The organism is Paraburkholderia sp. MM6662-R1 (assembly GCF_050436245.1).
GTDB classification, from domain to species: Bacteria; Pseudomonadota; Gammaproteobacteria; order Burkholderiales; family Burkholderiaceae; genus Paraburkholderia; species Paraburkholderia tuberum.
Genome location: NZ_JBNDLV010000001.1, coordinates 79,159 through 99,152 on the forward strand (window position 1 = coordinate 79,159; position 19,994 = coordinate 99,152).

General features: G+C 63.6%; 13 protein-coding genes and 2 pseudogenes. 10 read left to right on the forward strand and 5 right to left on the reverse strand.

What is annotated here, in order from left to right:
• The first annotated feature begins 153 nt into the window (after positions 1-153).
• Together OKW39_RS00325 and OKW39_RS00330 are read left to right on the forward strand one after the other, a co-directional pair.
• Positions 154-1,496, forward strand: a pseudogene (locus OKW39_RS00325) (IS4 family transposase).
• A gap of 315 nt (positions 1,497-1,811) precedes the next feature.
• Positions 1,812-4,283: a DEAD/DEAH box helicase gene (locus OKW39_RS00330; protein ID WP_429561791.1), complete on the forward strand. Its 2,472-nt coding sequence runs from the start codon at positions 1,812-1,814 to the stop codon at positions 4,281-4,283.
• 91 nt (positions 4,284-4,374) lie between these two features.
• On the opposite strand, the gene OKW39_RS00335 is transcribed toward OKW39_RS00330, so the two are convergent.
• From OKW39_RS00335 to OKW39_RS00355, 5 genes are all read right to left on the reverse strand, one after another.
• Positions 4,375-5,559 carry a Wadjet anti-phage system protein JetD domain-containing protein gene (locus tag OKW39_RS00335; protein ID WP_090800543.1) on the reverse strand — a complete coding sequence of 395 codons (1,185 nt, stop codon included), beginning with the start codon at positions 5,557-5,559 and terminating at the stop codon, positions 4,375-4,377.
• Positions 5,556-8,927 (reverse strand): ATP-binding protein, encoded by a 3,372-nt coding sequence (locus OKW39_RS00340; RefSeq protein WP_429561792.1) that lies wholly within the window; start codon positions 8,925-8,927, stop codon positions 5,556-5,558. Before OKW39_RS00340 ends, OKW39_RS00335 begins: the two co-directional genes overlap by 4 nt.
• Complete coding sequence (locus OKW39_RS00345) at positions 8,920-9,576, reverse strand: DUF4194 domain-containing protein (RefSeq protein WP_090800540.1); 657 nt, start codon at positions 9,574-9,576, stop codon at positions 8,920-8,922. The genes OKW39_RS00340 and OKW39_RS00345 overlap by 8 nt, the downstream gene beginning before the upstream one ends.
• Before the next feature lie 2 nt (positions 9,577-9,578).
• Positions 9,579-11,039 (reverse strand): DUF3375 domain-containing protein, encoded by a 1,461-nt coding sequence (locus tag OKW39_RS00350; protein WP_429561793.1) that lies wholly within the window; start codon positions 11,037-11,039, stop codon positions 9,579-9,581.
• A 581-nt stretch (positions 11,040-11,620) separates the two neighbouring features.
• Entirely contained in the window at positions 11,621-12,169 is a 549-nt protein-coding gene (locus OKW39_RS00355; protein WP_429561794.1) for an amidohydrolase family protein, read from the reverse strand.
• 90 nt (positions 12,170-12,259) lie between these two features.
• Between OKW39_RS00355 and OKW39_RS00360 the strand changes: the two are divergent.
• The 8 genes and pseudogenes from OKW39_RS00360 to OKW39_RS00395 all read left to right on the forward strand — a co-directional run bounded on the left by OKW39_RS00360 (position 12,260) and on the right by OKW39_RS00395 (position 19,959).
• Positions 12,260-12,946 (forward strand): annotated as a pseudogene (locus tag OKW39_RS00360) (LysR substrate-binding domain-containing protein).
• A 120-nt stretch (positions 12,947-13,066) separates the two neighbouring features.
• The gene (locus OKW39_RS00365) at positions 13,067-13,666 is read left to right on the forward strand and encodes a 2'-5' RNA ligase family protein (protein WP_429561795.1); all 600 of its coding nucleotides are present in this window, start codon (positions 13,067-13,069) and stop codon (positions 13,664-13,666) included.
• Positions 13,667-14,174: 508 nt separating this feature from the next.
• Positions 14,175-14,576 carry a DnaJ family domain-containing protein gene (locus tag OKW39_RS00370; protein ID WP_187630389.1) on the forward strand — a complete coding sequence of 134 codons (402 nt, stop codon included), beginning with the start codon at positions 14,175-14,177 and terminating at the stop codon, positions 14,574-14,576.
• Positions 14,573-15,292, forward strand: a complete 720-nt coding sequence (gene tadA, locus OKW39_RS00375; protein WP_429561796.1) for a tRNA adenosine(34) deaminase TadA — start codon at positions 14,573-14,575, stop codon at positions 15,290-15,292. The genes OKW39_RS00370 and tadA overlap by 4 nt, the downstream gene beginning before the upstream one ends.
• A gap of 26 nt (positions 15,293-15,318) precedes the next feature.
• Positions 15,319-16,245, forward strand: a complete 927-nt coding sequence (ldcA, locus tag OKW39_RS00380) for a muramoyltetrapeptide carboxypeptidase (protein WP_187610496.1) — start codon at positions 15,319-15,321, stop codon at positions 16,243-16,245.
• A 320-nt stretch (positions 16,246-16,565) separates the two neighbouring features.
• Positions 16,566-17,279: a GntR family transcriptional regulator gene (locus tag OKW39_RS00385; RefSeq protein WP_429334753.1), complete on the forward strand. Its 714-nt coding sequence runs from the start codon at positions 16,566-16,568 to the stop codon at positions 17,277-17,279.
• A gap of 367 nt (positions 17,280-17,646) precedes the next feature.
• Positions 17,647-19,128, forward strand: a complete 1,482-nt coding sequence (locus OKW39_RS00390) for an NCS1 family nucleobase:cation symporter-1 (protein ID WP_090800526.1) — start codon at positions 17,647-17,649, stop codon at positions 19,126-19,128.
• A gap of 48 nt (positions 19,129-19,176) precedes the next feature.
• Entirely contained in the window at positions 19,177-19,959 is a 783-nt protein-coding gene (locus tag OKW39_RS00395; RefSeq protein WP_429334751.1) for an aspartate/glutamate racemase family protein, read from the forward strand.
• Positions 19,960-19,994: the final 35 nt, after the last annotated feature.

Genomic DNA, 19,994 nt, shown 5'->3' on the forward strand with positions numbered 1-19,994 from the left:
AAGTGCCTGGATCGACGGGTAGAGCCATAGCGTTATACACATCTCGCTGCGGCAGCCGCCCGCGCCAGCAAGCCGTTTACATTCAATGACTTGAAAGCCGTGCTTGTAAACTTTGGCCGGATCGCGTCTACTCTCGTAATTTGGGCGGACGCGGTGACGAAGGCGGCACAGCAGTGGATCGAGCAGGAATTTGCGGGGCTGGACCTTGGCGACGCCCGCCTGGACAGGAGGGCAAAGAAATTGATGGAACGACTTGCGGCCAATCCGACGGCCAGTATCCCCCAGGCGGGCGATAGCTGGAGCGAGACGTGCGCGGCGTACCGATTTTTGCGCAATACGGATGTGGCCTGGGAAGCCATCCTGGAGCCGCATTGGGCGAGCACGCAGGAACGCATGCGCAGCCAGTCGGTCGTGCTGTGCATCCAGGACACCACCGAGCTTGATTTTAACGGCCAGGACATCGACGGTCTGGGGCCGTTGAACTACGAAGCAAGGCGCGGGCTGTACTTGCACCCGACCTATGCGGTGACGACCGAACGCGAACCGCTGGGCGTGCTCGATGCATGGATGTGGGCGCGCGAGGAGCTTGACGCCGATGGTGTACGTCCTGGGCCGAAAGAAAGCACGCGCTGGATCGAAGGCTACGAGCGCGTGGCGGAAATGGCGCCGGACATGCCGCACACGCGACTGGTGTACGTGGCCGACCGCGAGGCGGACATGGTGGAAATGATGCGCCGGGCGCACGAACTGGGCACGCCAGCGGACTGGCTGGTGCGCGCCCAACATGACCGCTGCCTGCCCGGCGGTGACGGCGCCAGGCTGTGGGCGAGTACAACCAGCGCTGAGCCCTTGGGTGAAATCACCTTCATGACCGGCGCCCGCGAGACTCAGAAGAGCCGCACCGTACGCCAGCAACTGTGGGCTCGCGAAGTCGAGATAGTGGACGGCGAACGCGGCAAGCTCAAGGTTCACTGCGTAATCGCACGCGAAGTGGGGGCGCCCGCTGGCATCAAGCCGATTGAGTGGCGTTTGCTGACCAACCGAGCCGTCGCAACCCAGGAAGACGCGGTCGAACTGATCAATTGGTACCGGGCCCGATGGGAAATCGAAATCTATTTCCATGTGCTCAAGAACGGCTGCGAAGTCGAGACCCTGCAATTGGCCGCTGTCGACCGGATCGAGCGTGCGCTGGCCTTTTCCTGGTAGTGGCATGGCGTGTGACGTATCTGATGCGCAAAGGCCGGACCTGTCCGGATCTGGATGCCGCCTTGTTCTTCGATCCGGACGAAATTCGTGGCGCCCACCTGCTGGCCAAAAAGAAGATGCCGACGCCGACGCCCACTGTGAATGAGGTCGTGCGGCTGATTGCGCAAATCGGTGGTTTCCTCGGCCGAAAGAGCGACGGTGAACCGGGTGCCAAGACCATCTGGCGAGGGCTCGATCAGGTACTCGCTGCCGCTGACACGCTACGCGCGCTCCGCGACGGGCTCGGCTAAGGACTTATGTATAACGCTATGGGGTAGAGCTACGTGCCGAAACTATTGCCCGAGAATGTGGTAATGCCGGTGCTGAGTGCCACCTTGTGTGTCGAATCTGCGGGCGATGGAGGACGAAGGCCCGGGATATACTGTGTGGCCTCTTTTTTACCGAGCCGGTAGGCAATCAAGGACGCCTTACGGACTCGATCCGGGGGGCGGATTCAGCCGTTGGCGGATTGACTTGACTGGATCTGCCCACGTGGGAGGCAATCCGAGACCCGCTGGACTTCGCATTTTTGGAGCGGGTCGGTCGCGCAAATATCACGTCAAGTCATGACTAGCAAACACTCTTCCACCAAGTCACGTCGATCCTCGAAGCTTTCCCGCATCCACGCCCCCGATCACATGTCGCCCGCCGACTGGCAGCGCGCCTTGCGTCGGCAATTCGGGCAAGAGCAAGCGTTCTCGCTGGAGAATCTCGGGACGGAGACGTATTTCTCCGAATTCCGCGTCGGCAATCCGGAGTCGAACTTCAGCTATCGCGTGTCGATTCGTGGGGCCTGCCCGGGCGACAACTTTTGCGACTGTCCCGATTACGCCACCAACGAACTCGGCACCTGCAAGCACATAGAATTTACCTTGTCGCGACTGCTGCGCAAGCGAGGCGCAAAGGCGGCCTTCGCCCGTGGTTATCAGCCCGCATTCTCGGAGCTGTATTTGCGAAACGAGGGAGGGCGAGCGGTCCATTTTCGCGCCGGCGCGGATTGTCCGGCAAAGGTAGCCAAAGCGGCCGCCGCTTTGTTCGACGAGTCTCGGCGATGGCATCTGCCGGAGGACCGTTTCGAAGATCTCGGGCGCTTTCTCTCCAGGGTGGCGAAGGCCGGGCACGAACTGCGCGCCCATGACGACGCGCTCGACTTCATCGCTGGCCGAAACGATGCGGCGCGCCGTGCCAGGATGCTCGACGGGCAGTTTCCGCAAGGCGGGGCGACGCCCTCGCTGAAGAAGCTGCTCAAGGTGCCGCTCTATCCGTACCAGGCCGAAGGCGCATTGTTCGCCGTGCGCGCCGGGCGCGCCTTGATCGGTGACGAAATGGGCCTCGGCAAGACGGTGCAGGCCGTCGCGGCGGCGGAAATCCTGATCCGGCATTTTGGCGTATCGAAAGTGCTGGTGATTTGCCCGACTTCGCTCAAGTATCAGTGGCAGAGCGAGATCACGCGGTTCTCCGGCCACGCTTCGAGGGTAGTCGCGGGCGGCCTTGCCCAGAGGCGGGGCGAATATGCGGCCCAGGATCTCTACAAGATCACCAACTATGAAAAGCTGAAATCGGACCTTGACATGATTTCCGCGTGGGCGCCGGAGCTGGTCATCGTCGACGAGGCGCAGCGCATCAAGAACTGGAACACCATTGCGGCGAAGGCTCTCAAGCGAATCGACAGCCCCTATGCCGTCGTGCTGACGGGAACGCCTCTCGAAAACAAGCTGGAAGAACTCGTTTCCATCGTTCAATTCGTCGACCAGCACCGTCTTGGGCCCACGTGGAAGCTGCTGCACGAACATCAGGTCAAGGACGAGGCGGGACGCGTGACGGGATACACGGGCCTCGAGAAGATCAGCCAGACCCTGGCACCGATCATGATACGGCGTCGCAAGTCCGAGGTGCTGCTGCAGTTGCCCGGGCGCACCGACCAGAATCTGCTGGTGCCCATGACCGAGCTGCAGATGGCGTATCACACGGAAAACGCGGACATCGTGGCCAAAATCGTCCGGCGCTGGCGTAACACCAGGTTTCTGTCGGATCAGGACCAGCGGCGCCTCACCTGTGCTTTGCAGAACATGCGCATGTCGTGCAACAGCACCTATCTGCTGGACCAGGAAACCGATCATGGCGTGAAGGCCGACGAGCTGGCGACGTTGTTCGAGTCGCTTTTCACGCAGCCGGACGAGAAAGTCGTGGTGTTCAGTCAATGGACGCGCACGCACGAGATAGTCATTCGCCGGCTCAAGAAGCTCGGCATCGGCTACGTCAGCTTCCATGGCGGCGTGCCGTCGGAAAATCGGCCCGCGCTGGTGCAGCGCTTCCGGGACGATTCGGACTGTCGGGTATTTCTGTCGACGGACGCAGGTAGCACGGGGCTCAACCTCCAGCACGCGTCGACGCTCGTGAACATGGATCTGCCGTGGAACCCGGCGGTGCTGGAACAGCGCATCGCGCGCATCTATCGGTTGGGCCAGAAAAAGCCGGTACAAGTCGTCAATTACATCGCGAAGGGAACGATCGAGGAGGGCATGCTGTCGGTGCTGGCTTTCAAGCGCTCGCTGGCGGAAGGCATCCTCGATGGCGGCGCCAGCGAAATTCTGCTCGGTGGTTCGCGCCTGACCCGCTTCATGAAGGATGTCGAAAACGTCGCGGGGCGCATGGGAGAGAGCGAGGTCATGGCCGCGGCGGAGGAAGCCGCGAGCGGCGCAGTCGTGTCCGGCGACGCGGCGCGTGACGCGAGCGTCGTGGAAACCGACCTCGCCGGTACCGGAGAGCGGCCTCAAGCTTCGACCATCGATACAGCGCAACCAGGCGCGTCCTTCGAACCGTGGTCAGGGTTGCTGCAGTTCGGCGCGGCGCTGGCGTCGGCGTTGAATGAGCCGGGCGATGGCGCGGTTGCCGCACACCCGTGGGTCGAGCGCGATGCCGTGACGGGCGCGCGAAGTCTCAGGTTGCCGCTGCCATCTCCCGAGACGGCAAGACGACTGGCTGAGGTGCTGTCGACGATCTCGGATGCTCTGCTGCGCAACGGCAGCGCAAACTAAAGTCGCTGAACGTGGGAGTTGGGGCAGGCATCTTCGAGGCGGCCTGCTTCGAGTCGTATTCGAGTTGTACCTGGCGGTGAGATGGGAAGTTCTAAGCGCAAGCCCGCTCTTCGAGCGCCGCCCTGACCCACCCGAATCCCACGCGCTCCTGCTCGAGCCGCAATCCATGGCGAATCCGGTTGTCGCGGAGGTCATCGAAGAGTTCCCGCTCTTTGGCAGTGAGCCGCGGCAGATCGCGCGTGACCTGATCGCCTTCTTCTCCCCAGAACGCTTCATGCGCCACCAGCGTCGCGCGGTCCATCAAGAACGATCCAACATGCGGGAACCGGCTGCGCAATTGATCGAGAATGGCGAAGCCGTGCGTGTCGATGTCGCCCCAGTAGTGGAGCGCACAGTCCGTGAGCCATCGCGCCGGCTCGAGAGCTTCCCAACCGTAGCCCGCCCCGAAGAGCACGATCGACTGCGGAACGTCGGGAAACGCCAAAAAATTTATCTCGTTTTCCGTAATGAACACGTGGCGGCATGGCAGTGTGAGGCGCGCGAAGCTGTCAGCGTCGAGTGCGATGTCGGGCCGGCCCATGCCGGGCAGAACGGCGAGCCTGTCATCGAGCGCGCGAAATCGAATCCGAGGCGGCTTCTCGCGGAACCCGTAGCGAGCAGCGAATTGGGCGGCGGCTGTCCGGCTGCTGTCGATTGACTCCGACGGCAGCACGAGATCGAGCCATTGGGCGAGGACGCCGCGCCGCGCCTCGATGAATTTCGTGTCGACGTTGGCGATTTCGGCTTGGCGAAGATATACGCCCGGCTGCGGATGTGCTTGCAGCCAATCGACGACTGCCAGCAGTCGTTCCCAATCGCCTGCGAATTCGAGTGCTTGCAACGGGCGCTGCGCAAGCCACGTGGTGAGCTTCGGCTGGCGGGAGCGTGTGATTTCGAGCAGCCGCTCGAACTGCGCTGCGTCGCGGCGCTTGCCGGCGACCGCGAGCGCATCGTCCAGACTGTCCACCCAAGCTGCTTGTGGCAAACGCTGCAGGCCGAGAATTCGATGATTGATTTCTCGCCATTCGATGCGTACGCGCGGTGTCGCGGCAATCTCCGCGATCCATGCGCGTACCGCGTCGAAGCGTTCGGCCAATTCGGACGAGCTCGGGCCTTTTATCGTCAGACGTAGCGGGAACAGCCCCTCGGTGCCGTCTACGAGGCTCCGCAGCCATTCGCCACGCTCCCATAGGCGCTGGAGGCGAACGCGCAGTTCGGCGGTCGTCGTCCAATTCATTGCTCGAACTCCGCCTTGCGCGCGCGGTACTCCTCGATCGACAGGTTGCGCAGCTTCGAGGCGCGTCCGCCCTCGTTCTGAACGAATCCGACGCTCGAAACGAACGGCTCGATGATGTGAATCTTCTGCAGCGGCGTGACGATCAGCAGTTGCAGGTTCAGTTTTTGAAACAATGTGAGACCGTATTGCGCCGATTCGTCGGAGCCTCGTCCAAACGCCTCGTCGATGACGACGAAGCGGAACGATCGAGAACGCACGGCGCCCCATTCGAGGCCGAACTGATAGGCGAGACTCGCGGCAAGGATCGTATAGGCGAGCTTTTCCTTCTGGCCGCCCGATTTACCGCCCGAGTCCGAATAGTGCTCGTATTCGCTGTCGTCCTCACGCCAACGCTCGCTGGCGGCGAACAGAAACCAGTTGCGCACGTCGGTCACTTTGGCGCGCCAGCGCCGGTCCTGCTCGGTCAACCCTTCGCGGCCGCGGAAGCGGTCAATGATCCGTTTGACTTGCAGGAACTTGGTCTCCGAGTATTGGCTATCGTCCGAGCCGGTGAGTTCGCCCTCGGTGCAAGCACGCAGGTCGCTCTGGAATTCGCGGATCTCCGCGTCGGGGCTGGACTGACTCTCGAGCACGATGTATCGGCCCGCGTTGTAGTCGATTTGTCGCAACGATTCGTTGATGCGTTCGATACGTTCCTTGATCGTTTGCCGTTCGCGGGCGAGCTGGGCGTGGAAGTTGGCGATCTCGTTGATCGTATTGACGTTGAGCAGCTCTTTGAAACGCGCTTCGAAGCGCGGCAGATCGTCCGCTTGCAGCCGCGCGAGCATGTCACGGTACTCTGAGGTGGCGTCGAGGCTCGCGTCGAAGTCGGCCGTTTCGAGCTTGTAGGCATCCTTGAAGGCCGCCATGGCCTTGACGATTTTTTCGGCAAGGCGGCCGAGCGACTTCGTTTCGTTGTCGATACGGGTTGTCAACGCCTCTCGCACGTCCCGCTCGCGGTTGTCGCATGACTCGACGGAAAGCTGGTGTTCGCCGAGAATCTCCGCTCGCAGCGCCTCGATTCGCTCGGCAAGTTCGGCATTCACTTGCGCAACGAGCGCGTGCGTCTCGTCGCGCAACGTTTGCGCTGCCTCCCGCCTGGCCAGGATACCGCCCAGTTCCGAGTCGGTTTCCGAGATCGCCGCTTCACTCTCTGTCAACGACGCTTGCGCCGAGTCCAATTGGGCCGTTAGCTCCGCGAGGGCGTCGCTTGCCGCTTCGAGGCGGGCTTTTTCGTCTGCCAGACGTGCGATCGCGGTCGCGCAGCTTCCCCAGTCGATGTCGCGGAAGTCGACGAACTCGCCGATGCGCGCAAGCGCTTCGAGCTGCTCGCGCACCTTCGCGTGCTCGCTTTGAGCTTCTCCAAGCTTCTGTCCGATCTCACCAAGCCGAACCTCGAGCGCTCGCCGTTGTGCTTCGAGGGCGGCAATTTTGGCCGTGTTGCTCCAACCCAGCACGTAGCGGCTGCGATCGTCAAGCGCGCGGCGGTCGTCTTTTTCGTGGCGCTCGCCAAGCGCTTTCGCCTGGCCCGCACGCGTGATCGCGCGCATCTCGCGCCGAAACTGCTCCTGCGTATCGCAGCATGCATAGTCGAACCGGCGGCCGATTTCGCGCTCGAGCCAGCCATAGAACAGCGAATCGGGCTTGATCGCGAGCTTGTGCGCGAGCGAGTGGCGGTGTAGCTCGACGGCCTCGGCTGCACGCGCGGCGCGTTCAGAACGCACGCGAAAGTAGACGAGCCGCCCCCGGAGATGAGTGCGATCGACCCACGCCGCGACGTTCGCATAGTGCTCGTCGGGCACGAGCAGCGACAGGCCGAAGTTGCGCAGGACGCGCTCGGCGGCGCCCTCCCAATCGCGCGCATCCTCTTGCACCTGAATGAGTTCGCCGGCGAACGGCAGGGCGTCTTCCTCCAGACCGAGCGCCGAGCATAAGCTCGCCCGCATCGCGACTTGTTCCTTCGGGATGTTGTTACGTCGAGCTTTCAGGCTCGCGATTTCGTCCTCTAGCAGATCACGCTGCGCTTTCCCTTCGCGAAAGGCCACGCTCCATTCGGTAATCGCATTTTGCCCTTGCGCTTCGTCGTCGACGAGCGAGCTGCGCCGCTCGGCCAGACGTTGGCGTTGGGAAGCGAATGCGGCCTCATCCGTGGCCTCGGTTTCGCCGAGCAGCGTAACGATGGCGGCATAGCGTTGCGCGCGTTCGCGGCGACGCGCGCTTTCTCGCTCGTGCTGGCGGATTTCGACCTCGAGTTGCGCGATGCGATCGCCGCCTTGTTCGGCCACGGCGCGGCGCAAATCGTCCACGCGCTGGCGCGCCTGGTCGCGCGCTTCTTCGTGCCGCGCCTTGCGTGATATTGCACGCGCGTGATCCTCGTCGAGCAATTGGAGGCGGCGCTCGATGAGGCCGAGCTTGAGCCCGGCGAAGTAGGGTTTCAGTGCTTCACGGCACGCTCGCCAGCCTTCGAGAACGTGTCCTTGCTCGCTGTGGCGATCGCAGTCGTCGACGAGCGGTGTCAGCAGTTCCACCTGGCGCTTGGCTTTCAGTACCGCCTCGTGCGCGCGATTCAGATCGTCGAAGTGAGTGATCAGTGCGTCGACGCGCGGTGCAACGTCGAACGGCTCAAGCATGTGGCTGCGTACGAAGTCGGTGAGATTGCCCACCGATTTCATCGATACCGTTTGATGGAAGAGCTCGAGCGCTTGCTCGTTTTCGATTCCGAAGCGCCGCCGGAACCAGGCGCTGTATTTCGGAAATGTGTCCTCGATTTCGGCACCCAGCCCGCGCAGCTTTTTGCGCAGCTGGGCGATGTCGGTGCCGAAGCGCGAGAAGTCAGCGGCGATCGAGAGATCGCGTTCGGCACAGACGAAGAATCGCGCGGGTTGAGCCTGTGCGTCTTTCATCCAGAACACCTGCGCGAGTGTGACTGTGGCATCGTACCCGGCGTTACGAAACACGCCCAAAATCACCGAATAGCTGTTATGGTCGCGCAGGCTCACGGGCCTGGCCGTCCCCGTGACCTCGTTGCGCTCCGACTTGTAGTAGCCAAGCACATACGAGCGTAACGTACGTTCCTTGCTGTCCGCGCCTGCCGCCTTGTTGTAGGCGATGCGCTGCGCGGGCACGAGGAGGGTGGTGATGGCGTCGACGAGCGTCGACTTGCCGGAGCCGATGTCTCCTGTCAGCAGGCCGTTGCGGCCATCGACCCGCAGCACCCAGACTCGTTGGTCGAAGGTTCCCCAATTGAAAACCTCGAGCCGCTCGAGGCGAAAGCCCGTCAGGGCGTCGTCGACGGCAAAATCGAGGCCGAGCGTACGCGGCTCATTCATCGCGACTCTCCTGTTGGTCAGAAACCGTCGAATCTTGAAGGTGGTGCGCCCGATAGCTCGCGAGCCGCGCGTCGAAATCGAGCAGCCATTGCGCATCGACGAACGCCTTGAGAATGCGCCGCACCTCGAATGTGGGCGGTCCGCTCGTGGTCTTCATCCGGCGTAGGAAGCCGAGCTCGACGATCTTGTTCACGTGCGTATCGATTTGATCGACCAGGCGCGCCTCGTTGGTGCTCGCGGGAAGGAATACGCGTACGAGCTCGACGATGTCCTCGCGCGCAAGGACGAGCCGCGTGTCGCCGCCGCCAGCATCCCATTCCGCCAGCTTCTTTCGCAGCAGCGCGAGCAGCAGGCTCACGGGGAACGAGAGTGGACGCCGGGCAACGAGCCGGGGTAGCTTAGCCTGTTCCCCATCGACTTCAGCGTCATGCGCGGCGCGGCTTTTTACGAAGGCGTAGCCTTCCGCCTCGTCCACGACGAGCTCGAGGCCAAGCACGGCGACGTAGTCGCGCGCGTGCGTCTGCAATTCGAGCAGTGCGGCCCAGAGGCGCTCGTTTCCATCACGATAAACCACGCCCTTGAGCAGCGCGATGGCAACTGTCGACAAATCGCCTCGACCAGGCGACGAGGCTTGCTGTTCTTCCGTCATCTCTACCTTGTGAAAATCACACGCGGCATCGTCGTGCGCTTAATGATTGGTGTTCCGTTGGCGTCGTTCGCCTGCCACTCGATCGTATCGGAAATGGTCTCGTCGACGGTCGCGCGAAATGATCCAGCTTCGGCGCTCAGTTGCAAATAGGCGACGAGCTCGGCGAGCCCATGCTCGAGAGGCTGCGAAGCGGTCAGTTCGGCAAGCGTCACTTGCGCCCGATCTTGCAGGCATCGGCGGATATGGCCTGCGAGGCGCGCGCGATCGACGACGATCTGCATGTAGAGTGCCGAGGCATCGAGGTTCGCCTCACCGGTTTCGATTGAGACGTTGGCAATGAGAGGGCGCAGCGCCGGCGCGTAAAGCGGGCGTTCCATCGGCAGCTCGATGTCAGTGGATGCGGTCTCGATCTCCATGACGGAGCCTGGTGGGGGCGCTTCGCGCAGCGCAAGCGCTTTCGTTTCGATACCGCGCAGAATGTCCATGATGCGGCGGTTTTCGAGCCACGCTTGATCGTCGAGGAAGCGTCGAAGCTGCTGCGAGAGCTGAGCTACCGTGCGCTGCGTATGCTCGCCGGCTTCCAGCCAGTCATAGTGGACGCGCTGCGTGCGCGCGTCGGGCCTCATTTCCATGACCGCCGGCAGCGCCAGCACGCGCTCGAGCCGTTTCGAGAGTTCCTCTTGACGGCGGCTCGACATCAGGAAGTCCCAAAACGCCCGGAAGCTGCTGCCCTGGTCCGAATCGGCGATCGCGTCGCGCTCGCCCATGATTTCCTCGATGAGCGCACCCTTCGATCCTTCCCAGAGCGCGATTCGCTCGCGCACATGTCGGTCCAGCAGCCGAAAGTTTTGTTCGACTTCACGGAAATCCGTGAGCAGGTCGCGCGCCATCTGCATGAATTGCTGAAAGCGGTCCTTGAGCGCGGCATCGTCGAGCAGCCGAACGTCACCGGCCTCCACGCGGGCGATTTCTTCGTCGATCTGGCCGCGCCGCGTGTGGAGCTCGGCAAGACGCTTTTCGGGGTCCGCCTCGCTGCCTTCGCCCATCTGCCGCAGCAGCTCGAAAAGTGTCAAGAGCCTCGATTCCGTGCCGACAAAGCTGCGTTCCGTCAGCGTGCCGAGCCACGCGATCGCTTTCTCCGTGGCGGGCGTCAGGTCGAATTGCGGTTCATCGGAACCTTGGCGATAGTACTTGCGCAACCATCCCTTTTCAGGGCTGGCCCAGTCGTTCAGATACTCGAGCGCCGGCTTCGGGAAGGCGTCATCGCCGAGTTGTTCGCGCAACGCGTAAAGCTCATCTTCGAGTGCTTCGGCAAGAAGCGGAGCCGCCACCACGCGCACGTTTGGCGCGACGAACACGCGGTGCAGGAAGCTGACGGCGAGCGGCGCGTGGTCGGAGCGTAACAGGCGCCAAGCGGGATGGCGCGTGCGCAGCGCATCGAGGGTAGGGTAGTCGAGGGGCATCGGTGCGAGATGACGGGTTCGGCACCCCTGAGGAGATCGCCGAACTTTGGCTCAAAAGGCCAGTATCCTACTCCGACTGTCATCCCAATTTTGCAAGGCTCCGCTCTGGAATGAGTCTCACGGTGTTTCTGGCGGTGTACGTGGGCGCCCGCGCAGGGGTTCGCTCACGGTATCGACGACGGTATCGGATCGGCTTCAGATGCTCGGTCTTGCTGGCTTTTTAAACGGAGCGGGTGCCGATTGTCCAATGCCGTGCAATGGAAGCCATTAACTGCCGAGCCAGAATTTCGGTATGACTGACGGTATCGACGCCGCGTGACCAGGCGGAAACGCCGTTCTTACAAGGCTCCAGCCGGCTGATTGACGATCGGGTGGGCGTGATTGGACGTCCCGCACGTACCGGCACGATCGGAGGACCTGATGCGCCGGAATACGCTGGCAATTGTTCTCGCAACGACACCTCGCCCTTGCACCGCGCGCGACGACTACCGCGGCGCTCGCGCGATCAGCTCGTCGAGCAGCGCCGCGTAGGTGGCGACCAGCTGACGGTTCCCGGCAGGTAGCTGCCGCCGCGACTCGCGTCAGAACCCGAAGACCCGCCGCGCGTTGTTGCCGCGGATCGCGTCGCATTGCTCCTTCGGCAGACGCGCGGTGTTGGCGAACGCGCCGCGAATGTCGTACACCTGATGCGGCCAGTCGGTGCCGAACATCACGCGATCCGCGCCGACCACCGAGACGAGAAATTCGAGCGACGCCGGGCTATACGTGATGCAGTCGTAGTAGATATGGCGCAGATAATCGATCGGCTTGCGCTTCATCTTGCGACGTTGCGGGATCTCGATCTCGTTGCCTTTCTCGAAGCGGCCCGCCAGATAAGGCAACGCGCCGCCCGCATGTGACGCGATGAGCTTCAGATCCGGATACTGATCGAAGAAGCCTTCGAAGATCATCCGCGTGATGGCGAGCGTCGTGTCGAGAACAACTCGCGCGGATAGTGCATCACGACGCGCGAGAACGGCACCTTCACACGCGCGCCGAGCTTCTGGAACGCCTCGGTTTCGGGCAGGTTGCGGCGGATATAGAAGCCGACCGGGCCGATCAGCAGACCAAGCAGGAACGGAATGCGCCATGCCCACGACTCGAGCGCCTCATGCGTGAACAGATGCGTGAGCGCGCTGCCCATCGCGACCGCGCATGAAATCCTGCCGACCGTCGAGCGGATGCTGCGTGATCTCGAGTCGATCCGGTCGAGCGTGAAGGAGCTGGCCGGGCGCGAGCGCGGTCGGCTGCGCTTCGCGGCGACGCCGTCGATCGCGGCGGCGATCGTGCCGAAACTGCTCGCCGAATATCGCGCGCTGTACCCGAATATCGAGGTCTCGGTCGACGACGCCGCGCCCGATCGCCTGACCGCGTCGACGCTGACAGGCGACGTCGAGTTCGGCATCGGCACGATCAGCGAGCGCCCCGACGGCATCACGCTGCAATGCCTCGCGCGCGACAACTTGTGCGCGATCTGCCGCAAGGATTCGGTACTCGCGAAAAAGCGGCGTGTGAGCTGGAAGGATGCGCTGCAGTATCCGTAGATCGGCATCAAGTCGACGAGCGGCATCCGCAAGTTGATCGACGAAACGTTGTTCACGCTCGGCATGCGCAAGGCGGTCGAGTACGAAGTGTCCTATATGACGACCGGGCTTTCGATGGTGCAGGCCGGTCTTGGCATCGCGATTTTTCCGGGCATTCTGCTCGGGTCGTTTCCACATCGCGATCTGCTCGCGCGCAGGCTCGAAGCGCCGCTCGTCACACGCGACGTGAATCTGATCCGACGCGCCGAGCATTCGCTGTCGCCGGCGGCCGAGTCGTTTATCGAGCTTTGGTACAAACGCATCGGCAAGCCGGCCGATCTGTAGCGCGTCGCAGTTGCACACGGCCTGTCATACTGTATGAATATACAGTATCATGACTGCAATGGGCCGCTTGTGCGGCGGTGTGCGGATCGACGGAAAGAATCATTGAAGGAACGAGGCGCGATGCCTGAACAACTGTGGTTGCCCGGGCTCGAGGCGCCGTCCCCGCCCACCGACGGGCTCTTTTTCGCGGTCTATCCCGATGCCAATACCGCGGCCGGTATCGCGAAGTTCGCGCAGCAGCTTTGTGTGGAGGCGCGCGCGCGCAGCGGCGTGCGCGGCAAACCGCTCGCGGCGAACCGCTTGCACGTCACGCTCAGGCATCTCGGCAATTTCGCGGGCGGCTTGCCGGCGGATGTGGTCGAGGCGGCGAAACGGGCGGGCGCGGCGGTCAGCATGGCGCCATTTACGGTCGAATTCGACGCGGTCGCCAGCTTCGCGAAAAGGCCGCGGCTCGGGCCGGCGGTGCTGGTGGGCGAGCACGGTGTGCACGGACTGCAGGCGCTTCACGATGCGCTCGAAGCGGGCTTGCGCGACGACGGCATCGAGCCCGACGCACGTTTTACGCCGCACATGACGTTGGCGTATGGGATGCAGTGGATCGAGCGCCATACGGCCGCGGCGGCGTGCTGGAACGTGCGCGAGTTTGCGCTGATGCACAGCCTGCTGGGACGGACCAGACATATCGTCCTCGCGCGTTGGCCGTTAGTGGGGCCGAGCTGAGGGAGGGGCGTAGGCCACCTCGGTAACGAATTCGCGGCTGTTTCGCGAGGCGCCGGCTAGAACGGCACGCTCGTCCCGCAGCCCCCGGCATAGGCGCCGCCGCTCGCCGCGGCGCCGCCGCAAAAAACGCCGCAGCCGGAAAGCAGCGCGGCCGCGGTAATCGCCGCCAGCGCGCTACGCACGCCGATCCGCCGAGACGCTTGCTGGCCCCCTCGCACTGGCTGCGCGGCGCACATCGGATGCGGTTCCGCGACGGGAAGAGCACTGGGACGGCCGATCGGTTTGAATGGCATGGCGGCGTCAAATTCGACGAGAGGGAACCTCTGCGTGCCGCGCCGGTTAAGCGCCGCGCGCGTTGTGCGACTTGATGACTTCCTCTAAGTCCACGCTGAAGCACCGTCAAATGCCGGGTTGCCGGCAAATCGGCGCCTTTTATGCCGTCAAGTGAGCACGGAGCGTCCGTGCGCTCCCTGATAGAATGCTCGGGCCGCAACGTTGTGGATTGCAGATGAAATTGCTTGATGCGCTTGTCGAACAGCGTATTGCCGCCGCCGCCGCGCGCGGAGAGTTCGACGACTTGCCGGGAGCGGGCGCGCCGCTAGCCCTCGACGACGATGCGTTGGTGCCGGAAGAGGTGCGCGTCGCCAACCGGATTCTGAAAAATGCGGGCTTCGTGCCGCCCGCCGTCGAGCAGCTTCGCGCGTTGCGCGATCTGCAAACGGAGCTGAATGCCGTGAGCGATCAGCCGACCCGTTGCCGTCTTCAGGCGCGCATGCTCGCGCTCGATATGGCGCTCGAATCGCTGCGCGGCGGCCCGATGATCCTGCCGCGCGAATATTGCCGCCGCATCGCGGAGCGTCTCTCTGAGCGCGTGGGCAATGTCGATGTGGCCGCCGCGGGTTCGCAGTGAACGAGCCGCTCCCGTGTGCCGCCTCGATCGGCTCTTCTGCGCAAGCCGAGGCCGGTGAGAAATCCGTTGGCGCTTGCATCGGCGCGGTCTTCGCACCGGCGGCTGATCACCCGATGGCCGCTGCCGCCATCCCTCCCGGAAATTCCGACGCTCCCATCATCTCCGAACGCGACCTGCGCTTCATGGCGCTCGCTCAGGCCGCCGCCGAAGAAGCGCGCGCAGCCGGCGAAGTACCGGTCGGCGCGGTGCTCGTGCGCGGCGACGAAGTCATCGCCACGGGCTTCAATCATCCGATCGGCGCGCATGATCCGTCCGCGCACGCCGAAATGGTTGCGCTGCGCGCAGCCGCGCAGTCGCTCCAAAACTACCGTCTGCCGGGTTGCGAACTCTATGTGACGCTCGAGCCTTGCCTGATGTGCGCCGGCGCGATCATGCACGCGCGCATCGCCCGTGTCGTGTTCGGCGCGCGCGATCCAAAAACCGGCGCGTGCGGCAGCGTGGTCGATGCGTTCGCGAATCCTCAGTTGAACCATCACACGACGGTCAGCGGCGGCGTCCTCGAAGCCGAATGCGGTGCCGCGCTCAGGTCGTTTTTTGCCGAGCGGCGTCGGACGGGTCGCGCAGCCCGTGCGGCGGCGCGCGGCGAAACCGCCGAAGCGGCCGTGGACACCGCCACACCCTCCAGCAGCGAACCGCCCCCAACCACGCCGCTCTAAAACAACAACGCCCAACGGGTCTCGCCATGACCGCATCTCGCACCATCGAACTGATTGCGCCATCCGGCTATCCGCATGATCCGGAGGTGCTGCATCGCGCGCTGCATCGGCTGCGTGCGCAGGGGCATCGAGTCGACGGCGAGGAGGCCGCGAAGCGCCGCTACCAACGCTTCGCGGGCACCGACGGCGAGCGCGCGGCCGATCTGAACCGGCTCGCCGATCCATCGCGTGAGCTGCCCGATGTCGTGTTGGCCGTGCGCGGCGGCTACGGCGCGGTGCGGATTCTGCACGGTCTCGACTACGAGGGGCTGCAGCGGCGGCTCGCCGATCAGCCGATAGCGCTGGTCGGTCACAGCGACTTCACCGCGATCCAACTGGCGCTGCTCGCGCGCGCCGGCTTGAAGACCTTCGGCGGCCCGATGCTGATGAGTGATTTCGGCGCCGAGCAGCTCAGCGAATTCACGATGCGGCATTTCTGGTCGGCGTTGACGCAGCCGACCATCACGGTCGCGAGCGACACGCCGCAAGCGCAGAGCGTCGACGTAACGGGCACGCTGTGGGGCGGCAATCTGGCGGTGGTGGCGTCGCTTGTCGGCACGCCGTACATGCCGCCGGTGCGGGGCGGCATCCTGTTCGTCGAGGACGTCAACGAGCAGCCGTTCCGCATCGAGCGGATGATCTATCAACTGCATCTGGCCGGCATCCTTGCGCAGCAGAAGGCGCTCGTGCTCGGTGATTTCTCGGGCGGCAAGCCGTACGACTACGACAACGGCTACGACCTGCACGCGATGGTCGAGCAAGTGCGCTCGCTGATCGGCATTCCTGTCGTGACGGGGCTGCAGTTCGGGCACGTTCATAACATGGTGACGCTGCCGGTCGGCGCGGACGCGCATCTGGTCGCCAATGCGCATGGCTTCAGGCTGACGGCGTCGGGCTATCCGAGCATTGGCTGAAGCCGTCGTGGGCGGGGCGGAGGCGGGCGGATCGCCCGCTTTTTATTGCGTCAGTAACGCAACTAACTGTCAGTATTTCCACACTCACCACCTCCCACACCCGTCACCAATGTTTTCAGTTTTTGTTGACAAAACCTGGCTGCCAGTAGTCGTCTTGGCATTATAAAAACCGGGTAAGATTCCCGCCAGACAGCCGCGCAGCTCGGATCACAGGGCTCCTGATGACGCAACGCAGCACAAAAACTGTCGAAGATCGACGCAAAAATTGTTGACAATATTTGTGTCCGTCCTATGATGACCAACATACCGAGACGCCAACCATGTCCGACCCCGAATCCGTCGCGAACAGTTCGAAGCCCGAAGCAATCGCCGAGCGCATCCGCGCGGCGATCCTCGAGCACCGGCTGGCACCCGGCGCGAAGCTCACCGAAGCTCAGCTATGCGAAGTATTCGGTGTGAAGCGCGGCCCCATCCGCCAGGCGCTGTCGCAGCTGGCGAGTGAGCGCCTCGTCGATCTCGAGCCGAATCGTGGCGCGTTCGTCGCGAGTCCGTCGTTGCAGGAGGTGCACGAGGTGTTCGAAATGCGCCGCATCATCGAGCTGGCCGTCGTCGAAAAGATCTGTAGCGGACACGGCATGCGGCGTCTGAAGAACATCGGCGGCATGATCGGCCGGGAACGCAGGGCATTCGAAACGCGGGATTTTCCGGCATGGATCCGCTTGTCGGGCGAGTTTCATACGGAGCTCGCGAACCTGACCGGCAACTCAGTGTTGTGCGATTGCCTGAACGGGCTGGTCGCGCGTTCCACGCTGATTTCCGCGCTGTACGAATCGCTCGGACGCAGCCCGTGCTCGTTCGAGGACCACGAAGCGATTCTCGCCGCGCTCGACGCCGGCGATGCGAAGCAGGCGGCCGCGCTGATGTCGCGCCATCTGCAAAGCGTCGAGTTGAAGATGCTGGAGCGCCCCGCGCGCGGGGCAGCGGATCTGCATGAAGTATTCGGCGCGCTTGCGTCGAAAGAAGCATCCACCTAGACAGCCGAAGCCGACTCCACCCCAGGCTGAGGCAAGCAGCAGGCGAGCGCCCGTTCGTGGTGCGCGCCGCACTGAATTGAACTGAACCGATAGATGCACGGCCAGGCGGCCTCGCGTGAGCGCCGCGGGCCTGAACATGCACGTCCGTCGCGACACGACGGAGCTCGGGTAGCGACGCATCGCCGGAAAGCCGCGGCGGTTGGCGATGCGACAACCACAAGTACGTCAGTACGGAGACACGCGCGGCACGGTCCGGGACCACGACGCCGACTTCTTCGACCCATGCGGGACGAGAAGCGAGCAACTGGCATGGCCGATGCAATGTCCGTCGATGCTCTTTCGACGGTCCCTATCCAAAGGAGGAATCATGGCTCAGTTCAGTGCAGCGCCAGGCAGTCACCCCATCTCCAACTATCCGGACGGTACGGCTCAAACCGATCCGTCGATGCCGGCCGGCTACAGCGAGCGGCTCTACAACAAGGACCTCGCGCCGCTGCGCGCGCAGAACTGGAGCGCGTACAACATCTTCGCGTTCTGGATGTCGGACGTGCATAGCGTGGGTGGCTATGTATTCGCGGGGAGTCTGTTCGCGCTCGGCCTGACGAGCTGGCAGGTGCTGGTGTCGCTGCTGATCGGCATCACGCTAGTGAACGTGCTGTGCAACCTGATCGCGAAGCCGAGCCAGCTGAACGGCGTGCCGTATCCGGTCGCGTGCCGCGCGACCTTCGGCGTGCTCGGCGCGAATGTCCCCGCAGTGATCCGCGGCCTGATCGCGGTCGCGTGGTATGGCATCCAGACCTATCTCGCGTCGAGCGCGCTCGTGATCGTCGTGCTGAAGTTCGTGCCGCAACTGCTGCCGTACGCGGACGTGCATCGGCATGGCCTGCTCGGTCTGTCGACGCTCGGCTGGGCGGGCTTCATGCTGCTGTGGGTACTGCAGGCGCTGGTGTTCTGGCACGGCATGGAGACCATCAAGAAGTTCATCGACTTCGCCGGGCCAGCCGTCTACGTCGTGATGTTCATTCTCGCCGGCTACATGGTGTATCGCGCGGGTTGGCGCAACATCGGCATCAACCTCGGCGGCGTCAAATATCACGGCATGGAAGTGGTACCGGTGATGATCACGGCGATCTCGCTGGTGGTGTCGTACTTCTCCGGACCGATGCTGAATTTCGGTGACTTCTCGCGCTACGGCAGGAGCTTTCGCAGCGTCAAGCGCGGCAACTTCTGGGGCCTGCCGGTCAACTTCCTCGCGTTCTCGCTCGTCACGGTGATCACGACCGCGGCCACGCTGCCGGTGTTCGGCGAACTGATCACGGACCCGGTCGAGACGGTGGGCCGCATCGACTATCCGATGGCCGTGATTCTCGGCGCGCTGACCTTCACGATCGCGACGATCGGCATCAACATCGTCGCGAACTTCGTGTCGCCGGCCTTCGACTTCTCGAACGTTGCACCGCGTCTGATCAGCTGGCGCGCGGGCGGCATGCTCGCGGCGGTCGCGTCGGTGTTCATCACGCCGTGGAACCTGTTCAACAATCCGGCCGTGATCCACTACACGCTCGACGTGCTCGGCAGCTTCATCGGGCCTTTGTACGGCGTCCTGATCGTCGACTTCTACCTCGTCAAGCGTCAGAAGATCGTGCTCGACGATCTGTACACGGTCGCGCCGAGCGGCTCGTACTGGTATCGCAACGGCGTCAACTATCGCGCGGTGGCCGCGTTGCTGCCGGCCGCGCTGATCGCGGTGATCTGCGTGATGGTGCCGGGGCTCGACGGCTGCGCGAATTTCTCGTGGTTCATCGGCGCGGGACTCGGCATGCTGTTTTACCGGATGCTCGCACGCTGAGTTTCACGGGCTTTCGTCGCTGCAATAACGAGTCGAACAGGAGTCGCCATGCGTATCAAACTGATCAATCCGAACACGACGCGCCGCATGACCGAGGCGATGGGGCGCTGCGCGCGCGACGTCGCCGCGCCCGGCACCGAAGTGATCGCCGTCAATCCGACGATGGGGCCGCCGTCGATCGAGGGCTATTACGACGAAGCGCTCGCCACGCCCGGTCTGCTCGCCGACGTGGAGGCGGGCGAACGGGACGGCTGTGACGGCTACGTGATCGCGTGCTTCGGCGACCCCGGTCTCTATGCGGCCCGCGAGTTGGCGCGCGGCCCGGTGATCGGCATCGCCGAGGCGGCGATGCACGCGGCGAGCGTGCTCGCGCCGGGCTTTTCGGTCGTGACGACGCTCGCGCGCACCTGCGGCATGGCCTGGCATCTGGCCGAGCGCTACGGCATGAAGCGCTTCTGCCGCAACGTGCGTGCGACCGACGTCGCCGTGCTCGATCTCGACCAGCCGGGCTCGGCGGCGCGCCGCATCATCCTCGACGAATGCCGGCGCGCGCTCGCCGAGGACGGCTCGGACGCGATCGTGCTCGGCTGCGCGGGCATGGCCGAACTGTGCGCGGAGATCGAGGATGCGCTCGGCGCGCCGGTGATCGAAGGCGTGACGGCGGCCGTCAAATGGACCGAGGCGCTGGTGACGCTGCGTCTCGCGACGGCCAAGCGCGGCGACTACGCGCGGCCGCTCGCGAAGCGCTACGACGGCGCGCTCGCGTCGTTCAGCCCCGGTCCGCTGCGGGTAAACGCCGAGTCGGCGGACACGCACATACACTCGCTGTAACACGCACTATCTGCCCGGCTGTATGGGCGCACCGG

Excerpts from the sequence above, each read along its gene's own strand:
- OKW39_RS00355 (WP_429561794.1), bottom strand. The coding sequence starts at position 12,169 with ATGGCGCATTCCGTTCCTGCTTGGTCTGCTGATCGGCCCGGTCGGCTT.
- OKW39_RS00350 (WP_429561793.1), bottom strand. The coding sequence starts at position 11,039 with ATGCCCCTCGACTACCCTACCCTCGATGCGCTGCGCACGCGCCATCCC.
- OKW39_RS00365 (WP_429561795.1), top strand. The coding sequence starts at position 13,067 with ATGCCTGAACAACTGTGGTTGCCCGGGCTCGAGGCGCCGTCCCCGCCC.
- OKW39_RS00395 (WP_429334751.1), top strand. The coding sequence starts at position 19,177 with ATGCGTATCAAACTGATCAATCCGAACACGACGCGCCGCATGACCGAG.
- OKW39_RS00370 (WP_187630389.1), top strand. The coding sequence starts at position 14,175 with ATGAAATTGCTTGATGCGCTTGTCGAACAGCGTATTGCCGCCGCCGCC.
- OKW39_RS00390 (WP_090800526.1), top strand. The coding sequence starts at position 17,647 with ATGGCTCAGTTCAGTGCAGCGCCAGGCAGTCACCCCATCTCCAACTAT.
- OKW39_RS00340 (WP_429561792.1), bottom strand. The coding sequence starts at position 8,927 with ATGAATGAGCCGCGTACGCTCGGCCTCGATTTTGCCGTCGACGACGCC.
- ldcA (WP_187610496.1), top strand. The coding sequence starts at position 15,319 with ATGACCGCATCTCGCACCATCGAACTGATTGCGCCATCCGGCTATCCG.
- OKW39_RS00330 (WP_429561791.1), top strand. The coding sequence starts at position 1,812 with ATGACTAGCAAACACTCTTCCACCAAGTCACGTCGATCCTCGAAGCTT.
- OKW39_RS00345 (WP_090800540.1), bottom strand. The coding sequence starts at position 9,576 with ATGACGGAAGAACAGCAAGCCTCGTCGCCTGGTCGAGGCGATTTGTCG.
- OKW39_RS00385 (WP_429334753.1), top strand. The coding sequence starts at position 16,566 with ATGTCCGACCCCGAATCCGTCGCGAACAGTTCGAAGCCCGAAGCAATC.
- OKW39_RS00335 (WP_090800543.1), bottom strand. The coding sequence starts at position 5,559 with ATGAATTGGACGACGACCGCCGAACTGCGCGTTCGCCTCCAGCGCCTA.